The sequence below is a fragment of the Paenibacillus glycanilyticus genome, assembly GCF_023715145.1.
In the GTDB taxonomy this organism is placed as follows: Bacteria; Bacillota; Bacilli; order Paenibacillales; family Paenibacillaceae; genus Pristimantibacillus; species Pristimantibacillus glycanilyticus_A.
In genome coordinates this window covers 322402-341194 of the sequence record NZ_JAMBNP010000002.1, presented here as the reverse complement: position 1 = coordinate 341194, position 18793 = coordinate 322402, and the positions used below count along the sequence as shown (strand labels likewise).

Annotated in this window: 17 protein-coding genes; 9 read left to right on the top strand and 8 right to left on the bottom strand. The window is 50.3% G+C overall.

Annotation, left to right across the window (positions count from 1 at the left end; translation table 11 throughout):
- The first annotated feature begins 59 nt into the window (after window positions 1-59).
- Entirely contained in the window at window positions 60-722 is a 663-nt protein-coding gene (locus M3194_RS06755) for an NAD(P)H-dependent oxidoreductase (protein WP_251652671.1), read from the top strand.
- A gap of 113 nt (window positions 723-835) precedes the next feature.
- Here M3194_RS06755 and M3194_RS06750 read toward each other — a convergent pair whose 3' ends face one another.
- The 3 genes from M3194_RS06750 to M3194_RS06740 form a co-directional block, all read right to left on the bottom strand.
- Window positions 836-1969 carry a GerAB/ArcD/ProY family transporter gene (locus M3194_RS06750; protein WP_251652670.1) on the bottom strand — a complete coding sequence of 378 codons (1134 nt, stop codon included), beginning with the start codon at window positions 1967-1969 and terminating at the stop codon, window positions 836-838.
- A gap of 233 nt (window positions 1970-2202) precedes the next feature.
- On the bottom strand, window positions 2203-3384 hold the full coding sequence (locus M3194_RS06745) for a Ger(x)C family spore germination protein (RefSeq protein WP_251652669.1): 1182 nt from the start codon (window positions 3382-3384) through the stop codon (window positions 2203-2205).
- Window positions 3385-3391: 7 nt separating this feature from the next.
- On the bottom strand, window positions 3392-4939 hold the full coding sequence (locus M3194_RS06740) for a spore germination protein (protein ID WP_251652668.1): 1548 nt from the start codon (window positions 4937-4939) through the stop codon (window positions 3392-3394).
- A 312-nt stretch (window positions 4940-5251) separates the two neighbouring features.
- Between M3194_RS06740 and M3194_RS06735 the strand changes: the two genes are divergently transcribed.
- From M3194_RS06735 to M3194_RS06705, 7 genes are all read left to right on the top strand, one after another.
- A complete protein-coding gene (locus M3194_RS06735; RefSeq protein WP_251652667.1) occupies window positions 5252-5698 on the top strand; it encodes a MarR family winged helix-turn-helix transcriptional regulator in 447 nt (148 codons plus the stop codon).
- 67 nt (window positions 5699-5765) lie between these two features.
- Entirely contained in the window at window positions 5766-6821 is a 1056-nt protein-coding gene (locus M3194_RS06730; protein WP_251652666.1) for an LLM class flavin-dependent oxidoreductase, read from the top strand.
- Window positions 6822-6842: 21 nt separating this feature from the next.
- A complete protein-coding gene (locus M3194_RS06725; RefSeq protein ID WP_251652665.1) occupies window positions 6843-7385 on the top strand; it encodes an NADPH-dependent FMN reductase in 543 nt (180 codons plus the stop codon).
- 20 nt (window positions 7386-7405) lie between these two features.
- Window positions 7406-8509, top strand: a complete 1104-nt coding sequence (locus M3194_RS06720; protein WP_251652664.1) for an LLM class flavin-dependent oxidoreductase — start codon at window positions 7406-7408, stop codon at window positions 8507-8509.
- A gap of 600 nt (window positions 8510-9109) precedes the next feature.
- Window positions 9110-9994: a pirin family protein gene (locus M3194_RS06715; protein ID WP_251652663.1), complete on the top strand. Its 885-nt coding sequence runs from the start codon at window positions 9110-9112 to the stop codon at window positions 9992-9994.
- Between the two features lie 100 nt (window positions 9995-10094).
- Window positions 10095-11354, top strand: a complete 1260-nt coding sequence (locus M3194_RS06710) for an oxalate decarboxylase family bicupin (protein ID WP_251652662.1) — start codon at window positions 10095-10097, stop codon at window positions 11352-11354.
- 79 nt (window positions 11355-11433) lie between these two features.
- Entirely contained in the window at window positions 11434-12114 is a 681-nt protein-coding gene (locus M3194_RS06705) for a cupin domain-containing protein (protein ID WP_251652661.1), read from the top strand.
- A 76-nt stretch (window positions 12115-12190) separates the two neighbouring features.
- Here the strand turns inward: M3194_RS06705 and M3194_RS06700 are convergent, their stop codons facing one another.
- From M3194_RS06700 to M3194_RS06690, 3 genes are read right to left on the bottom strand one after another with little or no spacing between them, the layout of a single operon-like run.
- Window positions 12191-13276, bottom strand: coding sequence for an ABC transporter ATP-binding protein (locus tag M3194_RS06700; RefSeq protein WP_251652660.1), 1086 nt, complete (start codon window positions 13274-13276; stop codon window positions 12191-12193).
- Complete coding sequence (locus M3194_RS06695; RefSeq protein ID WP_251652659.1) at window positions 13273-14964, bottom strand: ABC transporter permease; 1692 nt, start codon at window positions 14962-14964, stop codon at window positions 13273-13275. The genes M3194_RS06700 and M3194_RS06695 overlap by 4 nt, the downstream gene beginning before the upstream one ends.
- Window positions 14964-16097 (bottom strand): ABC transporter substrate-binding protein, encoded by a 1134-nt coding sequence (locus M3194_RS06690; RefSeq protein ID WP_251652658.1) that lies wholly within the window; start codon window positions 16095-16097, stop codon window positions 14964-14966. The genes M3194_RS06695 and M3194_RS06690 overlap by 1 nt, the downstream gene beginning before the upstream one ends.
- A gap of 166 nt (window positions 16098-16263) precedes the next feature.
- Here M3194_RS06690 and M3194_RS06685 point away from each other — a divergent pair, with 166 nt between their 5' ends.
- Window positions 16264-17151, top strand: a complete 888-nt coding sequence (locus M3194_RS06685) for a LysR family transcriptional regulator (protein WP_251652657.1) — start codon at window positions 16264-16266, stop codon at window positions 17149-17151.
- Between the two features lie 74 nt (window positions 17152-17225).
- Here M3194_RS06685 and M3194_RS06680 read toward each other — a convergent pair whose 3' ends face one another.
- Both M3194_RS06680 and M3194_RS06675 read right to left on the bottom strand, forming a co-directional pair.
- Complete coding sequence (locus M3194_RS06680; RefSeq protein ID WP_251652656.1) at window positions 17226-18083, bottom strand: TolB family protein; 858 nt, start codon at window positions 18081-18083, stop codon at window positions 17226-17228.
- Between the two features lie 68 nt (window positions 18084-18151).
- Window positions 18152-18757, bottom strand: coding sequence for a pentapeptide repeat-containing protein (locus M3194_RS06675; protein WP_251652655.1), 606 nt, complete (start codon window positions 18755-18757; stop codon window positions 18152-18154).
- Between the last annotated feature and the right edge of the window lie 36 nt (window positions 18758-18793).

Genomic DNA, 18793 nt, shown 5'->3' with positions numbered 1-18793 from the left:
AGCGTTCCGTTTATGATCTCGTAGAGAAATAAATTTGAATCGAGGGGTAAAAATAACCGATGGATATAGAGATGAAAAAGGTGGATTTGTTATCCACGTTTTATTTCAGGCATGCTACTAAAGAATTCGATCCAACGAAAAAAATTTCCGAAGACGATTTTCGATTCATTCTCGAGACCGGCCGCCTATCTCCAAGCTCAGGAGGCAATGAACCTTGGAAATTCGTGGTCGCGCAAAGTGAGGAGTTCAGAAGAGAACTCGCGCCTCACGTATACGGCGCGGTGAGGTCGCTTCCGACGTCGAGCCACTTCGTCATCTTCTTGGCCAGAAAAGGACTCACTTATGATGCCCCGTATCTCGTGGAACAACAAACTCAAGTCAAAGGTCTGCCTATAGAAATTTATAGGAGCATGAAGCAAGCATACTCCCAATTTTATGATGATCTTCATCTGGATACCGAGCGGGCTCTGTTTGACTGGTCTTCGAAGCAAACTTACTTGGCAATGGGTAATATGATGACAGCCGCAGCGCATATTGGTATTGATTCGTGCCCAATCGAGGGGTTCGATATGGATGCCGTCAATGCTCTGCTCGACAATAAAGGACTACTTGGATCCGATGAGTTCGGGTTGAGCGTGATGACAGCGTTCGGCTATCGGTCTAAATTACCTTCACGTCCCAAATCGAGACGGCCTATGGATGACATCGTTCAGTTCGTATAATAAAATGGGATTTGCTGCATGAGAAAAATCCACTAAGGGATTATGAGCCCGGGCCTTCCTCCGGGCTCTTCGGCGTCGATGGTGATGTCCTGATCGTGACTAACCCCGTTCGATCAAGGAGTTTCCATCACATCCGGTTTGGCGTCGGCAAGGCCAGCCCGTGAACCTTTTTTTCGAAATAACGAAACGACTAGAAGAAGCAAAGGCACGACAATGAGAAACGGGATGGAATACCAAGGCCATATTTTTTTTACGTATTCAACGAGGTCCAACTGATTGGGGTGAAGGAAAGTGGAGAGCAGCAATATCAACAAGCCTACGGGCAGCACGTATATTCGGTAGTCGCCGCTACGTATCGTCTGAGCGAAGGCCAGCGACGTGGATAGGAGGCACACGCTTAGCTTCACGAATTCGTTGAAGATCCAAACCGTAAATACGAGCGGCTCGATTCTCTCGAAAAAATCGCCTACCGCGATATACATAAAAGAAGTATAGCTTGGAAACAATTGCTGGCTCGCGATTTCCCCCAACACAAAGATATTGACGACACACGTAACGAGAAGCAGGCCACCGCAAACTCCGATAGCGCCGAATACGGTCCGTCTCACGGCGGAGATCCGATTCACGTACGGAATCAGCATGGCAAAAACGATCGTTTCTCCAAGCGGTACGGTCGCAATTCCTCCGGCACCCCGCAAGACAGAACGCCATCCGTTATCGAGGACCGGCAACATATTAGCGGGCTCCATATCCGGGATCAATAAGACGCTGCCTATAAACGTGGAAAAGATAATGAACACGAGTATAATTAGCGAGCATCTGCTTAGGACCTCGATCCCCTTCGCTGCGGTCCATACCGTAAGCGCGATCATGACGATCCCTAATACAACAATAGGCGTTCGCGGCAATAGCACGGCAGCGGTCATATCCGTGAAATTCCGAAGCACATAGCCGCCAAGGTAGAACCCGTACCAGGCATATAACAAGCCGACGAGCTTGCCGATCCAGGAGCCTAAGAGACAATGGGCGATTTCCACCAACGATTTATGTGGATAGCGATGGCATAGAAAAACGTATAGCCCATTGATCGCTAGTCCCGCAAGCGTACCGATCAGGACGGATATCCACGCATCGTGCCCGGCCTCGTAACCGACAGGAAGCGTCAGTACGCTGCCCACGACGAACACGAACATGAGGGCGAATAACTCCAAATTGGAAATACGGTTGTTATACCCGTAGCTTTTCATGACCGCTCTCCTTCCTTTCGTTTACTTCTCCGCGAACATGAGCCATTTTCTAATGAAAAACGATGGGCTGGGAACCCAGACTTTCAAGATCAATAGAAATCCGATGGTGGCAATCACCGCATACATCATCGTAAGGAATAAATAATCTTGTAGATTCGCCTTCGTCTTTATTTGGTGTAATTGCATCCACGCGATGACGATGATGCCCAGTATATACAACAACCCTAAGAACATCATTTCGCCTCGGTTCTTTCGTTCGTCAGAGAATCCGTAATAATCCCCGCCCTGTGGAGCTTGATGTTCGCCTTTACGGAAACCTCGGCGCCAGCAAACGTCTCATCCCAATTCCCTCGCACCTTTTTCCATGCGTTTGGTTGAAACCGGTGAAGCTGCAATCCGATTCCGAATACGTCCGCTTTCCATTCAGTCTGAGCTTTTTTCACCGTACGAAGAGCTTGCCCCGCAATCGCTTCCCCAAGCTCCCTTTCAATGTCGGAAATGTTCTTCGGATTGCTCATGTCCATATCTACGTTCGCTTCGTTGAGTACGCCGGTCCCATTAAGAACGATATGTATAAGGACTTTGTCGCCGTTAAACGTCGTTACGATTCTGCTACTGGTGCTGTTTAATACGGCGCCAACATTCCCTCCTGCCCGGAGCAATTTTTCCGCTACGATCGTTTGATCGAGCTTGTTTTTGATCCAATTCATGCTTCTCGTTTCGATGTCGTTCAGGTAGCCTACAAGCCGATAGTTTTTAAAGACGGCCGTCGAAGACAGGGAATTCAAACGAAAATGCTCCTCGTTCCCGGAATCGACCGTCGGGGAGAATAACTCAACCGCTCCCATGACAGGTACGATTCCTTCGTTCGCTTGAGTCATGAGAAAATCCCTAAAAGTAACCGATGTGCCTGTGCCGGAAGTTTCAAGTTCGCGAACGTCTTCAGCCGGTATGCGTTCGATAGGATGGTCGTTCAGAAGTAGTTTCGATGCTTCGCCCCCCTTTGCGACGACGATGTAAGTTCTTAACCGGCTGCCTGGATCTCTGGAATAATAATCGAGAACGTCTTTAATTCCGCGTCTCGCAAACTTCTCTCCGACAAAGACCACTCTGCGATGCCCCTTGAAAAATTGCCTGGACATCTTGTTTTGGATTTTTCTTTCTGCATCGTGAATGTTGATTCCCGTCGAGGTTACGACAAAATACGTTTTGCCAAGACTGCCTCCCGCCGATGCCTTACCGCCTTCCCCGCTGCCGGCACCAACCGGTATCGGCACTTGGATTGAAACTTTCATCTCGCCTTTATCCGTCATATCCAATGCCGATGCCATAAAAAACGATACGTCATTCATTTCGACCCGGTCCCAGCATCCGCTGAGCAGCGGGACGATCAAAAGAAGCCAAAGCGATCTCATCGCTGTTTCAATCCTTCCCGTTTCTTTTCGATCGATGACCGACTGCTTGCGGCCGAAGATAAAGCGTCCATACGGGAGCACGGAATAACGCATCTTTTAGACCTTTTAGGTTAACAGGCGCCATCGGAAACAAATAAGGCACGCCAAACGATTTTAGCTCGCTTAGATGAACCAATATGGCAAGCAAACCAACGGATATCCCGTAGAGTCCGAATATGCCGGCAAGAAGAATTAATGGGAAACGCAAAATACGGAAAGCGAGGGAGAAATTATAGCGGGGAATCGTAAAGGAAGCGATTCCGGTCAAGGATACGACGATGACCATCGGAGCCGAGACGATGCCTGCTTGAACGGCCGCTTGACCTACAACCAAGCCCCCGACGATACTGACTGCTTGGCCGACCTGTTTAGGCAATCTCACTCCCGCTTCCCTTAATCCTTCAAACGTGATTTCCATAATCAATGCTTCCACCAGCGCCGGAAAAGGGACTCCTTCTCGCGCCGCCGCGATGCTTAGCAACAGATTAGTCGGTATCATTTGTTGATGGAAGGTCGTGAGAGCGACATAAAGTGACGGCAGCAGCAATGCGATCATGGAAAATAAAAAGCGGATCATCCGAATCAAATTCGCGTAAACGACCCGTTCGTAATAATCTTCTCCCGCCTGAAGGAATCCCCAGAAGGTCATCGGTGCGCTAATAACAAACGGGGAGCCGTCTGTAAGAATCGCAACCTGGCCTTGCAATAAAGCAGACACCACGTAATCCGGTCTTTCCGTTGCCAGAAACTGGGGAAACGGCGAGAAAGGTTTTTCCTCGATGAATTGTTCGATGTTTCCCGATTCCAGCAGTTCTTCCGTATGCATGCTTTGAATTCTGGCTTTGATTTCCCGCAGAGCGCTTTCGTTGGCTATGCCATGAATATATGCAATAGCAATGCTTGTCCGAGTGATGTCTCCAACCGTTATTGTGTCGATTTTCAAACGGGATGACCGGATTTTCCTGCGGATCAAGCTTGTATTTGTATTTAATAATTCCGTGAAAGAGTCGCGCGGACCGCGGACCGTATTTTCGGTGGAAGGCTGCTCTACCGATCGTACGTTTCCTCCCGGCACGCTTGCCACGATCGATTCCGATTGTCCTTCGACGCACAAAATGACCGAGCCCTTTAAGATTTCCTGCTCGATCTGATAAAGACTCGACGAACGTTTCATTTGTCCGATCGCGATCAATCTCTTCTCGAGGAACGTAATGAATTCCTCTTTTATTAGTTTCGATGATATGTAATAATCGCTTGTCATTAACGGCTTCAAAATGGTTTCTTCCAATTGCTTCTCGTCGACAAGTCCTTCGATGTAGACAAGCAGGCCGTCGACTACACCGCTAATGCTGAACGAGCGAAAAACGACGTCCGAGCAGCCGTTAAATATTTCCTTGAGTTTTGCCGTCATCTCATCTAAGGAAGTGGTTGGTTTATCTTCTTCTACAGGAATCTGCTTTGGTGTCTCCACGTACATATTCATCGGTTTTATTTTTCCGAACAGCTTTCTGAGCATCCCATCCCTCCTCTCGCAATAGGTTTCGCATTTTAATAATATTTATGTATCGGTAGCGAGACGAGAATAAAACGAAAACCTGCCAAGGTTGATGAGCTAGCGGATAAACCAGGTATGGCATCAAAATTTTTAATACTATAAACCCATCCAGTCAAACTAGTTTCTCAGTCTACAACTTCAATTGCATATATTTCTGACCGGATATCAATTGCTTCTGACTGACAAATAGAAAAAACTACCTGGTCAAAAATCTTGATCTTTTATCAGTTGAGTAGTAAAGTGAGATTATCGAAAGACAGAGGGAGGTTCTGAATGAGCGATTACCACACATTGGGTTCCTTAATCTGGCTCCGTCTTGTTCGCTTCACGAACCGCAGCCATCACATGACGAACGAATTTCTGAAGCGATTCGGCTTAACGACCGCACAGTTCGATGTTCTCGTGCAAATTAGAACCTTTCAGCCGCTGAACCAGTTGGAATTGGCTAGCAAGCTAACTGTGACAGAAGGCGGAATCTCTAGAATGCTGGTTAGATTGGAAAAGGACGGTTACATCGAGCGCAAACAAGGCTGGAAGACCAAGATGATCAGTCTTACGCCTCAGGCGGAAGCAGTTTTGGCGGAAGCTTTCCCTGCGCAACTGGCGTTCCAGACTTCCTTCTTCGATGAAACGTTGACGGAAGAAGAACAGAAAACCTTGTATGAGCTAGTCACGCGGCTACAAAAGCATAGCTTAAATAAAAGCTTGCCTCGTGAGTAATTTTTTTTGCTCTATCACTTGACTAGTCAACTGATAATTCGAAACCTAAATAAAAGGAGAGAACAAAATGGAACAATATCGAATTAACCCTAATAATGGCATGGAAATTGGACTTTATTCTGTCGGCGAACATTTTGGCAATCCACATACGGGTTATAAGATCACCGCTGGCGAGCGTTTGCACGAATTGATTGAGGCCGCCAAGTTGTCGGATCAGGCAGGACTCGACGTATTTGCCGTAGGCGAAAGCCATCAAGAACACTTCGCCACTCAGGCACACTCGGTCGTCCTGGGCGCGATCGCGAATGCCACAAATAAAATTAAGATCGCAAGTTCGTCAACGGTACTTAGTGTAAACGATCCGGTACGCGTCTATGAGGACTTCGCCACGATCGACTTAATCTCTGGTGGTCGCGCTGAAATCGTCGCCGGAAGAGGATCTCGACTAGGCGCATACGATTTGCTGGGATTCGACACAAGTGATTATGAAGCACTATTTGAAGAGAAGATGGACCTCTTGATTCGTCTTAACAACGAGGAGACGATCACTTGGCGAGGGAATTTCCGGGCCCCGCTCGATCAGGCCACCGTACTACCGCGTCCTTTAAGCGGTCGATTGCCTATCTGGAGGGCAGTCGGTGGCGCACCGGCGAGCGCAATTAAAGCCGGAATTGCCGGCGTTCCCTTGATGCTCGCCGCGCTTGGCGGTCCATCGGTCAACTTCAAGATTTCCGTTGATGCCTATCGTCAAGCCGCGGAACAAAGCGGTTACGATTCGGCGGCGCTTCCAGTGGCTACAACCGCGATGCTGTATGTGTCGGAACGGTCGCAAGATGCTGTTAACGAATTTTATCCTCATCTAAATACGGCTTTCCGCGCGCTGCGTGGGGGCACTTATCCTAAAGAAGCTTTCGCACAATCGTCAGATTACAAAGATGCGCTCTTGGTTGGTAGCCCGCAATTAATCATCGAGAAAATTCTTCATCAATATGAATTATTCGGTCATCAACGCCTTCTTCTGCAGATGGACGTCGGAGGAGTGCCGTTCGAAAAGCTGGCTCGTAATATCGAGATTGTCGCCCAACAAATCGTGCCTGCCATTCGTAAATATACCGCTAAATAATTAAATAAGGAGACGATTTCCATGAAACTGTTAGGATTATCCGGATCTAACATAGGATCCAAAACAAGAGTTGCCATGAATAATGCCATTCGCATGGCGGGTGAAATTGATGCGGACGTGAATGTTTCCATGATCGATCTCGCTGATTACGACATCCCGTACGGCGACGGTAGAAATTATCTCGATTATAAGGGAGACGCGCTGCACGTTGCCAAGTTGGTCATGGATGCAGACGCGATTCTGATCGGAACACCGATCTTTCAAGCCTCCATCCCTGCCATACTCAAAAATGTGTTTGACCTGCTTCCTCCAGATGCCCTCCGGGGAAAGACGATCGGCATTATCGTAACGGCTGGGACGTCTAAGCACTTCCTGATGGCGGAACATCAGCTAAAACCGATTCTGGCATTTATGAAGGCTAATATCATCTCTTCTTATGTGTTCATCGAGAACAAAGATTACAATCCCGATAAAGAGCTTGTAAATCCCGATATCTTAGATCGGTTAAATCGACTGGCCAAAGAAACAATCGACACGCATAAGGCTTTATATCCAACAACATAAAAAGAAATGAGGACATCATTATGACCATTCAAAATAAACAAACGGACGTAACCACAAGAAAAGATAAACCCGTATTCGAATTCGGATTGTATACGTTCGGCGATACGGTTCCTAACCTACATGGCGTTCAGGTCAGCCATAAGCAACGGCTGAAAGAAATCGTGGACGCCGCCAAGTTGGCTGACCAAGCAGGCCTAGACATCTTTGGAATCGGGGAGCATCATACACTGGACTTCGCTGTCTCATCAAATGCCGTCGTGCTTGCGGCAATCGCCCAGGCTACGGAACGAATCCGCTTGACCAGCGCCACAACCGTGCTTAGTACCGTCGATCCCGTTCGCCTATTCGAAGATTTTGCAACCCTCGATCTGCTGTCCGAAGGACGAGCCGAGATCATCGCGGGAAGAGGTGCATTCGTAGACTCTTTCCCTCTATTCGGTTATAAATTGGATGACTACAGCCAACTGTTCTCGGAGAAACTAGACCTATTAATGAAGCTTCGCGAAAGTGACCGAATCACTTGGAGTGGCCAATACCGCAGTGCAATAAACGATTTGGAAATCGCCCCACGCCCAGATCAGCGAGACTTACCTTTGTGGGTCGGAGTCGGTGGGACGCCACAAAGCGCCGTCAATGCGGGAAGACTCGGCTTAGGGATGGCCCTTGCAATTTTGGGAGGTTCTCCTGAACGGGCTAAACCTCTTGTCGACTTGTACCGCCAATCGGGCCTAGAAGCAGGACACGATTCGTCGAAGCTACAAGTAGCCGTCACCAGCCATGGTTATGTAGCTGAGACTTCTCAACAGGCCAAGGATGAATTTTATCCTCATTACAGCAACTATATGGGCCACTTCCTAGGGAAAAGAGCGGGAGGCACGGCAGCTATATCTCGTTCAGATTTTGAGATGATGGTCGGACCTGGTATGGCCATCCCTGTCGGCAGTCCTCAAGAAGTCGCTGAAAAGATCTTGCGCCAATACGAATTATTCGGTCATAGCCGCTATATTCTCCAATTGGACATCGGGAACATGCCTTACGCCAAAGTAGCGAAAGCGATTGAGTTGTTGGCAGATAAGGTCGCTCCTATCGTTCGGCGCGAAATCTCAAAACAAAAGCAAGGTTAAACGAACGGCACAGCATCTCACTAAAAATAAAATAGACTGTGTTTTTATTACAGCTCTGCTTACTTAGCAGAGCCTTTTTTTGCTTATTAGTTTGTTTTAATACTGACATTTTTATTTACTCAAGAACAGCAGCATCTGGATGTTGCTGATTCTCAACACATGACGCAACCTCCAGTCTTTGCGCATCGAACAGCACAATATGATCCGGTTTCTCTGGAAAATAACCTACCGGACATTGCCACTCTCCAAACTTCTCAGCATGTTCAAACCACTAGTGTTTGATCATAGCCGGATTCGAATATACCTTACTATTATGAATAAGTCCCTTTGGTGTAATTGTCGCCATACCTAATTGAACGATATCGTTTGTTTGATAAAATTCCAATGCAATGGTTCTTATACACTTTGGCTGATTTATCACCAATTATGAATTTTATTTCTCATTAATTTTGATTTTCTTCTCAACAATTATGACGTCACACATCTTGAGATGAGAGGCTGTCTTTTCATTTTATAATCCCCCTTTACATACTTACTTTTTTATAGTATCTTAAATTTAAGATAATTATTGCTCACTAATAATAAAGGGGTGCTTCCATCATGACAACCACATTCCGCTCGATAGAAGGCGTATATCAAGGGCCTCCGTTTCATATGGTCGGCAACGGCTTCCGGGTCTCGAACTATTTTCCGGGAGGCACGAACTTCGGACAACGCTTTAGTCCCTTTATTTTGATGGATTATAATGCACCGTACGTATTCCCGCCAAGCGCAGAAGTGAAAGGCATCGGCGCGCATCCGCACCGCGGATTCGAGACCGTCACGATCGCTTATGACGGTTACGTTGAGCATCACGACAACAAAGGCAATCACGGGATTATCGGCCCCGGCGATGTTCAGTGGATGACGGCAGGCTCCGGACTGCTGCACAAGGAATACCATGAGAAAAGCTTCTCCGAGCGAGGCGGTTTGTTCCACGTCATTCAGCTGTGGGTCAATCTGCCCCGCGCGAATAAAATGCATGAGCCAAAATACCAGGAGCTGCAAAAAGCGGACATGGGATATGCGGAGCTCCCGGACGACGGCGGTACGGTACGCATTATCGCCGGCAGCTTTCATGGCGTTACCGGCCCTGCCCGCACGTTTACTCCCATCAACCTGTTTGACATTTCGTTCAAGGCAAACGGCAAAGCCAGCTTCGAGCTTCCTTCCTCCTACAACACGGCCGCTATGGTACTGACCGGAAGCGCCGTTATTAACGGAGACAAAGCAGCAGCGGCAGGCGACTTTATCCTCTTCACGAATACGGAAGGAACCATCCGCATCGAGGGGCAAACGGATGATACCGTCGTTATCGTATTAAGCGGCGAGCCCATCGATGAGCCCGTCTTCCAGCAAGGACCGTTCGTCATGAACAGCCGCGCGGAGGTATTCCAAGCCTTTGTCGACTTCCAGGACGGCAAAATGGGATCCGCGGATTTCTAACAGAATGACAGCCGGGCAGACTGCCCGGCTTTTTTTCGTATATAATAGCCAACCCTTCCGTCATATGTATGTTTGAAGAGCTTATTTAGGAGGGAATGGCATGAACGAATCGAATTCGGGCAATAACCCCCATGCTGCAAATGATCTTCTTGCTGCCTTGAACATATCTCCTGACGATCTGCATGGAAAAAGCGAACCTTTTACGGTGCCTCAGCCTTATCGGCCAAGCGATGATGCAGGAGGTCCGGACCTAGGCCCGCGGGATATAATGAGAGATTTGGAGAATCCCGATATGCTGCGACCTCCGGTGACGGATTACGGACTGGTGCCGAACCTGAAATTCGCGTATTCCGATACCCATATGCAGCTCAACCAAGGGGGCTGGTCAAGGGAGATTACCGTGCGCGAGCTGCCTATCGCTACCACGCTCGCCGGCGTAAACATGTATCTGACGCCGGGCGGCGTACGGGAGCTGCATTGGCATCAGCAGTCAGAATGGGCCTACATGATTTGGGGCAGCGCCCGCATTACGTCGGTTGACCAGGACGGACGCAATTTCATCGCGGATGTTGGCGCGGGCGACTTGTGGTTTTTCCCGGCGGGACTGCCGCATTCCATTCAGGGACTGGAGCATGGCTGCGAGTTCCTGCTCGTATTTGACGACGGCAAATTCTCCGATCTGAACACGTTGTCGATTTCCGACTGGTTCGCGCATACGCCCAAGGATGTGTTATGCGCCAACTTTGGCGTGCCCGAGTCTGCCTTCGACTCCATTCCTTCGGATCAGGTATATATTTTCCAGGATCATGTACCCGGATCTATTGAAAGCCAGCAGGTTCACTCCCCTTACGGCACTGTCCCGCAGAGCTTTAAATACCGGCTTCTCGCGCAAACTCCCATCGTGACACCAGGCGGTACGGTAAGGATCGTAGATTCTACCAATTTCCACGCCTCCAAAACGATCGCCGCCGCACTTGTCGAGATTAAGCCGGGCGGCATGCGGGAGCTGCACTGGCATCCCAATAATGATGAATGGCAGTATTACTTGACCGGACAAGGGCGTATGACCGTCTTTGCGGGGAACGGAGCGGCCAGAACCTTTAATTACCGCGCCGGCGATGTTGGCTACGTGCCTTTTGCATTCGGGCATTATATTCAGAACACCGGCGATGATTCCTTATGGTTCCTCGAGATGTTCAAGAGCGACAGGTTTATGGATGTCTCCCTCAACCAATGGATGGCCCTCACCCCTAGAGATCTCGTAGCGGATAATCTCCATGTCGGGCCCGAGCTGCTAAACCATCTCCGCAAGGAGAAATGGCCGGTCGTAAAATACCCGGGCAAGTCTTATTTGAAATAGGCGAACGTCTTAATAGGCGGAAGCATAGGATATCCCATTAGTCTTCAATCCTCATGTCCGACAGAAAGGCGGAAAGCTAGTGGCGGTATCCTATATGGATTTTACTTCTCCAAATGTACAGTTCTGGTATGACGTGAATAAAAATACGACCTTCAAAAAAGACAATCGCAACTTCATTAATACGTTGTCGATTGAACAATTAAATACCCTTGGCAACGTGTCTTTGCTGGATATTTACCTCAGCCGTTCGAATGTCGTAGAGCCGCATACCCATCAGAATGCATCCGAGCTTGTATATTGTATTTCCGGCGCGGCAGTTGTCTCGATCATCAATCCGTTCACGAAGCAGCTGCTCAACTTCCCGATACAGCCCGGCCAGGTTGCCAATGTCCCGCAGGGCTGGCCGCATTACGAGATCGCTACGGTCGATAACACCCACCTGCTTGCAATCTTCGACGCTCCGGTGCCGGAGTTCATCGGCATGTCCGATATGCTGCGTTTGACGCCTCCTGGCGTACTGGCCCATACCTATTGCCTAAACGAGCAGATGGTGAAAGAAACATTGGCGCCGATTACCGATACAACCGTTATTGGCCCGCCGGCCAACTGCCAGCCGGCCCGCGAGGCGGAAGCCCCGCAGCCCTACTCCCAATATCCCTATGCACAAGGCCCCTTTGGACATCAGCCCTATCCGCAGCAGCAATACCAGCAGCAGCCGTTTGGTTACCTCCAGCAGCCTAACTCGCCCTACTTCTTCTAATCCTCATTTATGGTGCTAGACAAAATAAAGAGAGACATCTCTTAGAGCTGTCTCTCTTTTGCCGTGTATCATATCGTTATGCCGATTGCTGAGGGAATACAAAGGCGTCGGAAGCACTGATATGCAGGCTTCCTTCAAGCCCGGCATCCAGGTACTCGTCATGAAGGAAGGAGATCGGCTGGCCGTCGCCGGTCTTCGCGAGCACCCGCCACCGCTTGCCTTCGAATACGCTGTGAAGCACATGGACAGGCAGCTGGTTAGCCGCCGCCGTCGGCATCGTCTGCCATAGCGCGGAGTCCGGACGGAACAACAGGTCTACCGCTTCGGTGCGGAGTTTATTCGAATTACCCGGCGAGGTTCCCACAATCTCTTGTCCGGCAATCCGGACGGTCGCATGCTCGCCTTCCCTGACAAGCTTGCTCTTTAATCGGTTTCCTGCGCCAAGCAGCATGGCGGCAGACAAGGTAGCCGGACGGTCGTAACAGATTTGCGGACGATCAATCTGATCAACGGCGCCCGCCCGCATAATCATCAAACGGTCTGCCATCGCAAAGGCTTCATCCGGATCATGGGTCACATGGAATACGGTTGTGCCAAGCTGACGGAACAAATACGCCATCTCGGAACGCATCTCGATGCGCAGACGCATGTCGAGATTGGAGAGCGGCTCATCGAGCAGCAGCAGATCCGGCTTGGTCGCAAGCGCGCGCGCAATCGCTACCCGCTGCTGCTGACCGCCGGATAATTGCGGCGGAAGGCGGTCCTCCAGCCCTTCCAGATGCAGCAAGGCCACAAGCTCCGCAAGCTTCTCGCGGATAGCGGCTGCAGGAACCTTTTGCCTCCGGAGTCCATAAGCCATGTTGTCGTAGATCGTCATGTGCGGCCACAAGGCGTAATCCTGGAACACCATGTTGATGCCGCGCTTCTCCGGCGGTACAAGACGCGATACGGTTGCAACCGTTGTTCCGCGCAGCCGGATCTCTCCCTCATCCGGCTGCTGAAGACCGGCGATCAGCTGGAGCAAGGTTGATTTGCCGCAGCCCGACGGTCCAAGCACGCTGATAATCTCCCCTTGATTGACGGAGAAATTAATATCTCGCAGGGCGGTATGAGAGCCGAAGGATTTACCCAGCCGCTCGACTTCCAATATCGTATTTGTCATGATTTTACCCGCTTTCTTGAAGGTTTAATAAGCAGCTCCATAACCGCAATGATGAGGATAACGAGTCCTCCGCCGGTCAACGTGGCAGCAGCCGCGTATCCGAATTGCAGATCTTCAAAGGCTTTATTAATAACAACCGGAAGAGTCATGAAATTAGGCGGATACAAGATGGACGAGATCGCCAGATCAAATACGCTGGCTCCAAACGCTGCTAGTCCCGCATACAGCAATGCCCCTTTAATCAATGGCATCAGAATCGTCGTAACTCGGTGGCTGAAGGATGCGCCCTGCATCTGTGCCGCGGAGAGCAGCTGTCTTGGCACCTTCGCCATTGCGCCGACGACCACTCTGGTAATAACGGGAATAACCCCGGCTACGCTTGCCAGAATCAGAATCCAAGGCGTTCCGTAGAGCAGCAGCCCGATTTTCTCAAGCCAAGCTTGGTTCCAGATGAAGATGTAGCCGATCCCAAGCACGATTCCCGGCACGGCCAGCGAGACAAGCGAGATGACATCGATTGTCTTGCGCAGCTTGAACTCCGAATAAGTGAGGACATAAGCGACAAGGAAGCCTACCAACAGTCCGATAACAGCGGCTACGGCAGCAATCTCCAGCGAATGGGTCAGCCCTTTAAGCAGCATATCGTTATTACCGGCAAACAAAGCTTTATAATGTTCGAACGTCAGCTCACGCCCCTTGCCGGATGAGCTGCCCGAAATAGACATAAGCAGATTAGAGCCAAATGGAATTCCGATTACAACGGCTAGAAACACAATATTGCCGAACACAAGATAAATGCCGTTCTTGCGCGGCTTCTTTGGTTCTGAACGGGTTGCCCGCGAGGACAAGAAATCGTACCGTGACTTGCGCATGGCGTACAGCTGGACACTCATTGCCAGAGCAATGAGCAGCACCAGATAAAAGGATAACGCCCCGGCCATATCGAACCGGATCGGCGATGTATACAGAGCTGAATAAATCGAATAGGGCAGAGTCGGGAATCGGAAGATCGTCGCGATGGACGCCGGAAGCCCAAAGTCGCCTACCGTATCCATAAAGACCAGCATGGCTCCCGAGCAAATAGCCGGCAGCAAGAGCGGTGCCTGAATCGTCCGCCACACCGTCCAGCTAGAGCCGCCGGACAAACGCGCAGCTTCGCTCAGCCGGTCAACCTTCCACTCGAGCGCCGAATAGACCGTTAAGTAAGCCAGCGGGAACTTGCTGAGCGTCATAACCACAATAAGCCCGACCGGTTGGAAAATAAAAGAATGCAGGCCATGCCATCCGAGCCATTGCGCGGCTAGACCGTCAGCGGAGGCAAACATAACCCAGCCCTGCGCCAAGATGAAGGATGGGGTAATAATCAGAATCCAAACGGCGAAGTCAAGCAGCTTAGCGCCGCGGAACGCCCAATTGGACCTGGCCATCGCGATTGCCGTACCAACAATCGTCGCCAGCACCGTTGTTCCAATGCCCAGGATAACGGAGTTTTTCAGCGAGACATACCAGAGCGGCCGTCGGAATACGTCCAGCAGCAGCGATAAATTACCCAGCTCAAAATGACCAAAAAATACTCCCGGCAGGAGTACTTGGATAACGACGGCAACAAGCGGCAGAAGTATAAGAAGAAACAGGACGGCCAGCACGAGCCAGCCAGTCCGGTTTCCTTGCGTCCCGATTCGCAGCATTATTTCACCGCTTTATCCGCGAACCATTGTTTAATTTCGCCCTCATGCTCGCCTGCCCAGCCCGCTTCTGCGACAACCAGCTTCGCATCCGCCGCGCGGTCAGCCTTCGCGTTAACGCCTTTTACCGATGGCTCGAAGTAGCTTTCGTCGCCTTTATCAATCAGTGCCTGCTGGGTTGCCGGATCAAGCAGGAATTCTACGAATGCTTTTGCCGCTTCCTGGTGCTTGGATTCCTTTTGGATCGCCGCTACGCGTACCGAAGCCGGAGCGCCTTCAGCCGGCCAAATAATATCTACTGGCTCGCCAGCATTTTTAAGCGTATAAGCATTGCTTTCTTGAAGAGCTGCAGCCTTGATCTCGCCGTCTGTCAAAGCTTTCGCTACGTTAGGGTTCTTCGGATAGACATGCACGCCGTTCTTAAGCAGCGCATCGAAGTAGCTTTTGCCTTGGTCCATGCCTTCCGATTGGAAGAACCAGGCTACGAACGGATAAGCCGGTGCTGCAACAGCCGGATCGGCCATGCCGATTGCGCCTTTGAATTTGGCGTCAAGCAGGTCATCCCAAGTTTTTGGGGCGCTGTTTGCGTCGAATGCTTTCGTGTTATAGACGATAACGGATGCAGCGTGCTCACCCGTAGGGAAGTAAGTATTATTGGCGGGTACAAGGCCTTTCGCGAAATCTGTCAGTCCGCCGAGATTGCTTGGCGCCCAGCTGTCGAGAAGCTGTCCGTTCTTGCCCATTTGGTCAATGGTTGGCATCGAATCCATCCATACAACGTCCCAATGCGGATTGCCTTTCTCCGCTTCGATACGGGAGGCGATCTCTGCGCCGTTGCCGGAGACAATCTCCAGCTTGTAGCCCGTCTTCTCCTCGAACATCGGCTTCACGATATCGTCGAAGTCATTCAGATACACAACAAGCGGCTCATCTTTGCTGGCGTCTGCCGCAGGGCTTTCCGCAGCGGCTTCCTTCGTTGGCTCCGTGCTTGCTTCTGTCGTTGCTGCCGCATTAGTGCCGTTTGTTGCTGCAGTATTTGCTTCGTTATTGCCGTTACTTCCGCATGCCGACAGTGCCGCTGTTGCCATCAATACGCTGACAAGCATAAGACCCTTCATTTTATACCCGTTTGCCATTTCTCTTACCCCTCCAATATCTTCTTCTTTCTATCTCAGATTAACGAGAATTTGTAAATGGAAGATTAAGCGAATGATAAGATTACATTAAATAACATCTATCCTTATTGATAGGTTCATCGAAATTATCTATAGTATGGCAAGAGAGATAAGGAGATGAGCCCAGATGAACATTCAACAGCTTCGCGTATTTGCCCATGCAGCCCGCTTGTCTACCTTAACAGAGGTCGCAGCCGAGCTTCAGCTCAAACAGCCCACCGTCAGCTTTCACCTGAAAAAACTCGAGGAGGCCATCGGCGTAGAGCTGTTCTATAAGCATCCCCGGCAGCTCAGGCTAACCGATGCGGGACAGTCTCTGCTACCTTACGCCAAACGGATATGCGCGTTACTGGATGAAGCCGGCCAGTTAATGAAGGAGCATAGAGAGCAAGGCCGCGGACAATTAAAAATCGGCGCAAGCTATACGCCCGCTACTTATTTCCTGCCGCCGTACCTGGCTGCCTTCCAGGCCAGCTATGATAAAGTGATTCCGCAGCTTACGGTGAAGCAAGCCGGAACCGTAATGAAGCTGTTAAGAGAATTCGATATTGATGTTGCCGTTGTTTCCTTAATCGTCCGCCCGATGGATGACGTGGAAATTATCCCGCTGGCCGATGATGATCTGAAACTGGTGCTGCCCTACAGCCACCCTCTCGCCCACCAAGAAAACATTACGGTTGATGATCTGCGTGGTCAGTCGTTCCTCCTCCATGAGCATGGCTCAACCTCGAGGGAATTGTCGGATCTGTGGGCAAGAGATAACGGATTGGATTGGACAGTGGGCATGGAGCTTGGCGCTATCGAGACGATTAAGGAATCGGTCAAGCATGGGATTGGCATTGGCATTCTGCCATGGCGGAGCGTAAAGAGAGAAGTGGAAGCCAAGGAGCTTGTTCTGCGCGAATTGCCGGGGAAGGTGCAGCAGCGCCATATTTGTCTGGCCTACCGGAAGGATGAGTTGATTGCCTACCAGGTTCGAACCTTTATCCAGCATATGAAGCATGCCTGCACGTAAGCCGCGCGCAAGAAAAAGCCGCTCTTCCGTTCCACCCGTAAGGAGTGGACGATAGAGCGGCTTTTTCTTAAAAATTACGAGTGCAATTGATAGCTTACAAAAGCAAGCTGCCTGCTGTCAGGGGACCAGGAATTAACGTTAATCGTTCCTTGTCCGCCAAACAGCTGGACTAGCGTCCGATACTCGCCGCCCTTGCTTGACATAAGCCGAAGCTCTACTTGCTTGTTAGGGGGATGATCGCCCGGAGCAACATCGCCCTTCCGGTAAGTAATATAGGCAACCTGCTTGCCGTCCGGCGATACATGAGGGAACCAGCTGTTGCTCTCGTCAAACGTGATCTGCGTCTGCTCGCTGCCATCCGTCTTCATGCGCCACACCTGCATTAGGCCGGTCCGCACGGAGTTGAACCAAATATATTCCCCGTCAGGCGAATATTCGGGACCGTCGTCAAGCCCCGGCGTATTCGTCAGCTGGGTCTCCTCTCCGCCATTAGCCGGAATCGCATAGATGTCGTATTGCCCATTTCTCTCCGCGCAATAAGCAAGCGTGCTGCCATCCGGCGACCAGCCGTGAAGGTAGCTTGGCCCCATCGGAGTAACGAGGACGGGATCTCCGCCTTCCAGCGGGAATATATAAATACGCGATTGGCCGTCTTCTTTCGTATGATGGCTGACAGCAAGGCGGGTATTGTCCGGCGATAAGACATGATCGTTATTGCATTGTACGGCAAAGGAGGAAGGAATTTCTTTGCTGGTGCCTGCTGCGATATCGTAGCTGTAAATCCGGCCCTTGCTGTTATAAATAAGGGTCTTGCCATCGCTTGTCCAGTTCGGCGCCTCGATCAAATAATCAAACTGCGCAAGAACGCGGCGCTCGCCGGACTCGACGTCAACCGTCTCCAGAAAGCTTGTAACACGTGCGGCTTCTGACATTTTAGCCCTCTCCTTATGTAGGATGAATTAGAAGAATACCACTATCGTAACAGATTTCAGACCGTCTTTCACTCTACCTTCGCCCCGAGTGACCGGAGCAGGCTTATCGCTTGGGCCGTATCCATTCGCGCACCCTTCACATTCACGGTCATCCAAGGCACGCCTTCCAGCTCGGCCCCGCGCAAGTCAGCTCCGCTTAGATTCGTTTGAGACAAATTCGCCCGCGACAAATCGCATTTCCGAAGGTCCGATTTTTCAAGCGATGCCCCCATCAGATCTGCCTCTACGAATCGGACATCTCTCAAGTTCTGCTTATCCAGCTTCGCGTGTCTGAGATTGGTATACGACCAATCCCCTTTAACAATCGTGATCCCGTTCAGCTCAGAGCCGGCGAAATCGGATCCGGTCATTTTACATTGCGCGAACTTGGCTACGAACAGATTGGCCGATTCAAAACGGCAGTTCGTAAAAGCCGTCTCGGTATGAACGGACGCATTCAGCGATGCGCCGTGAAAGTCGCATTCCTCGAATCTGCAGCCTGTTGTGGCAGCCTCCTCCAAGCGCGTATGACTAAACCTGCATTTTATAAACGTACAGCGGATCAGCTCGGCTTCCCTGAGATCTTCCCCGCTGAAATCCACCTCTTCAAACAGCTGATCCGTATATGACGGCATCGGTCCGCTCCCCCATTCCATAGTGCCTGCAAAAGT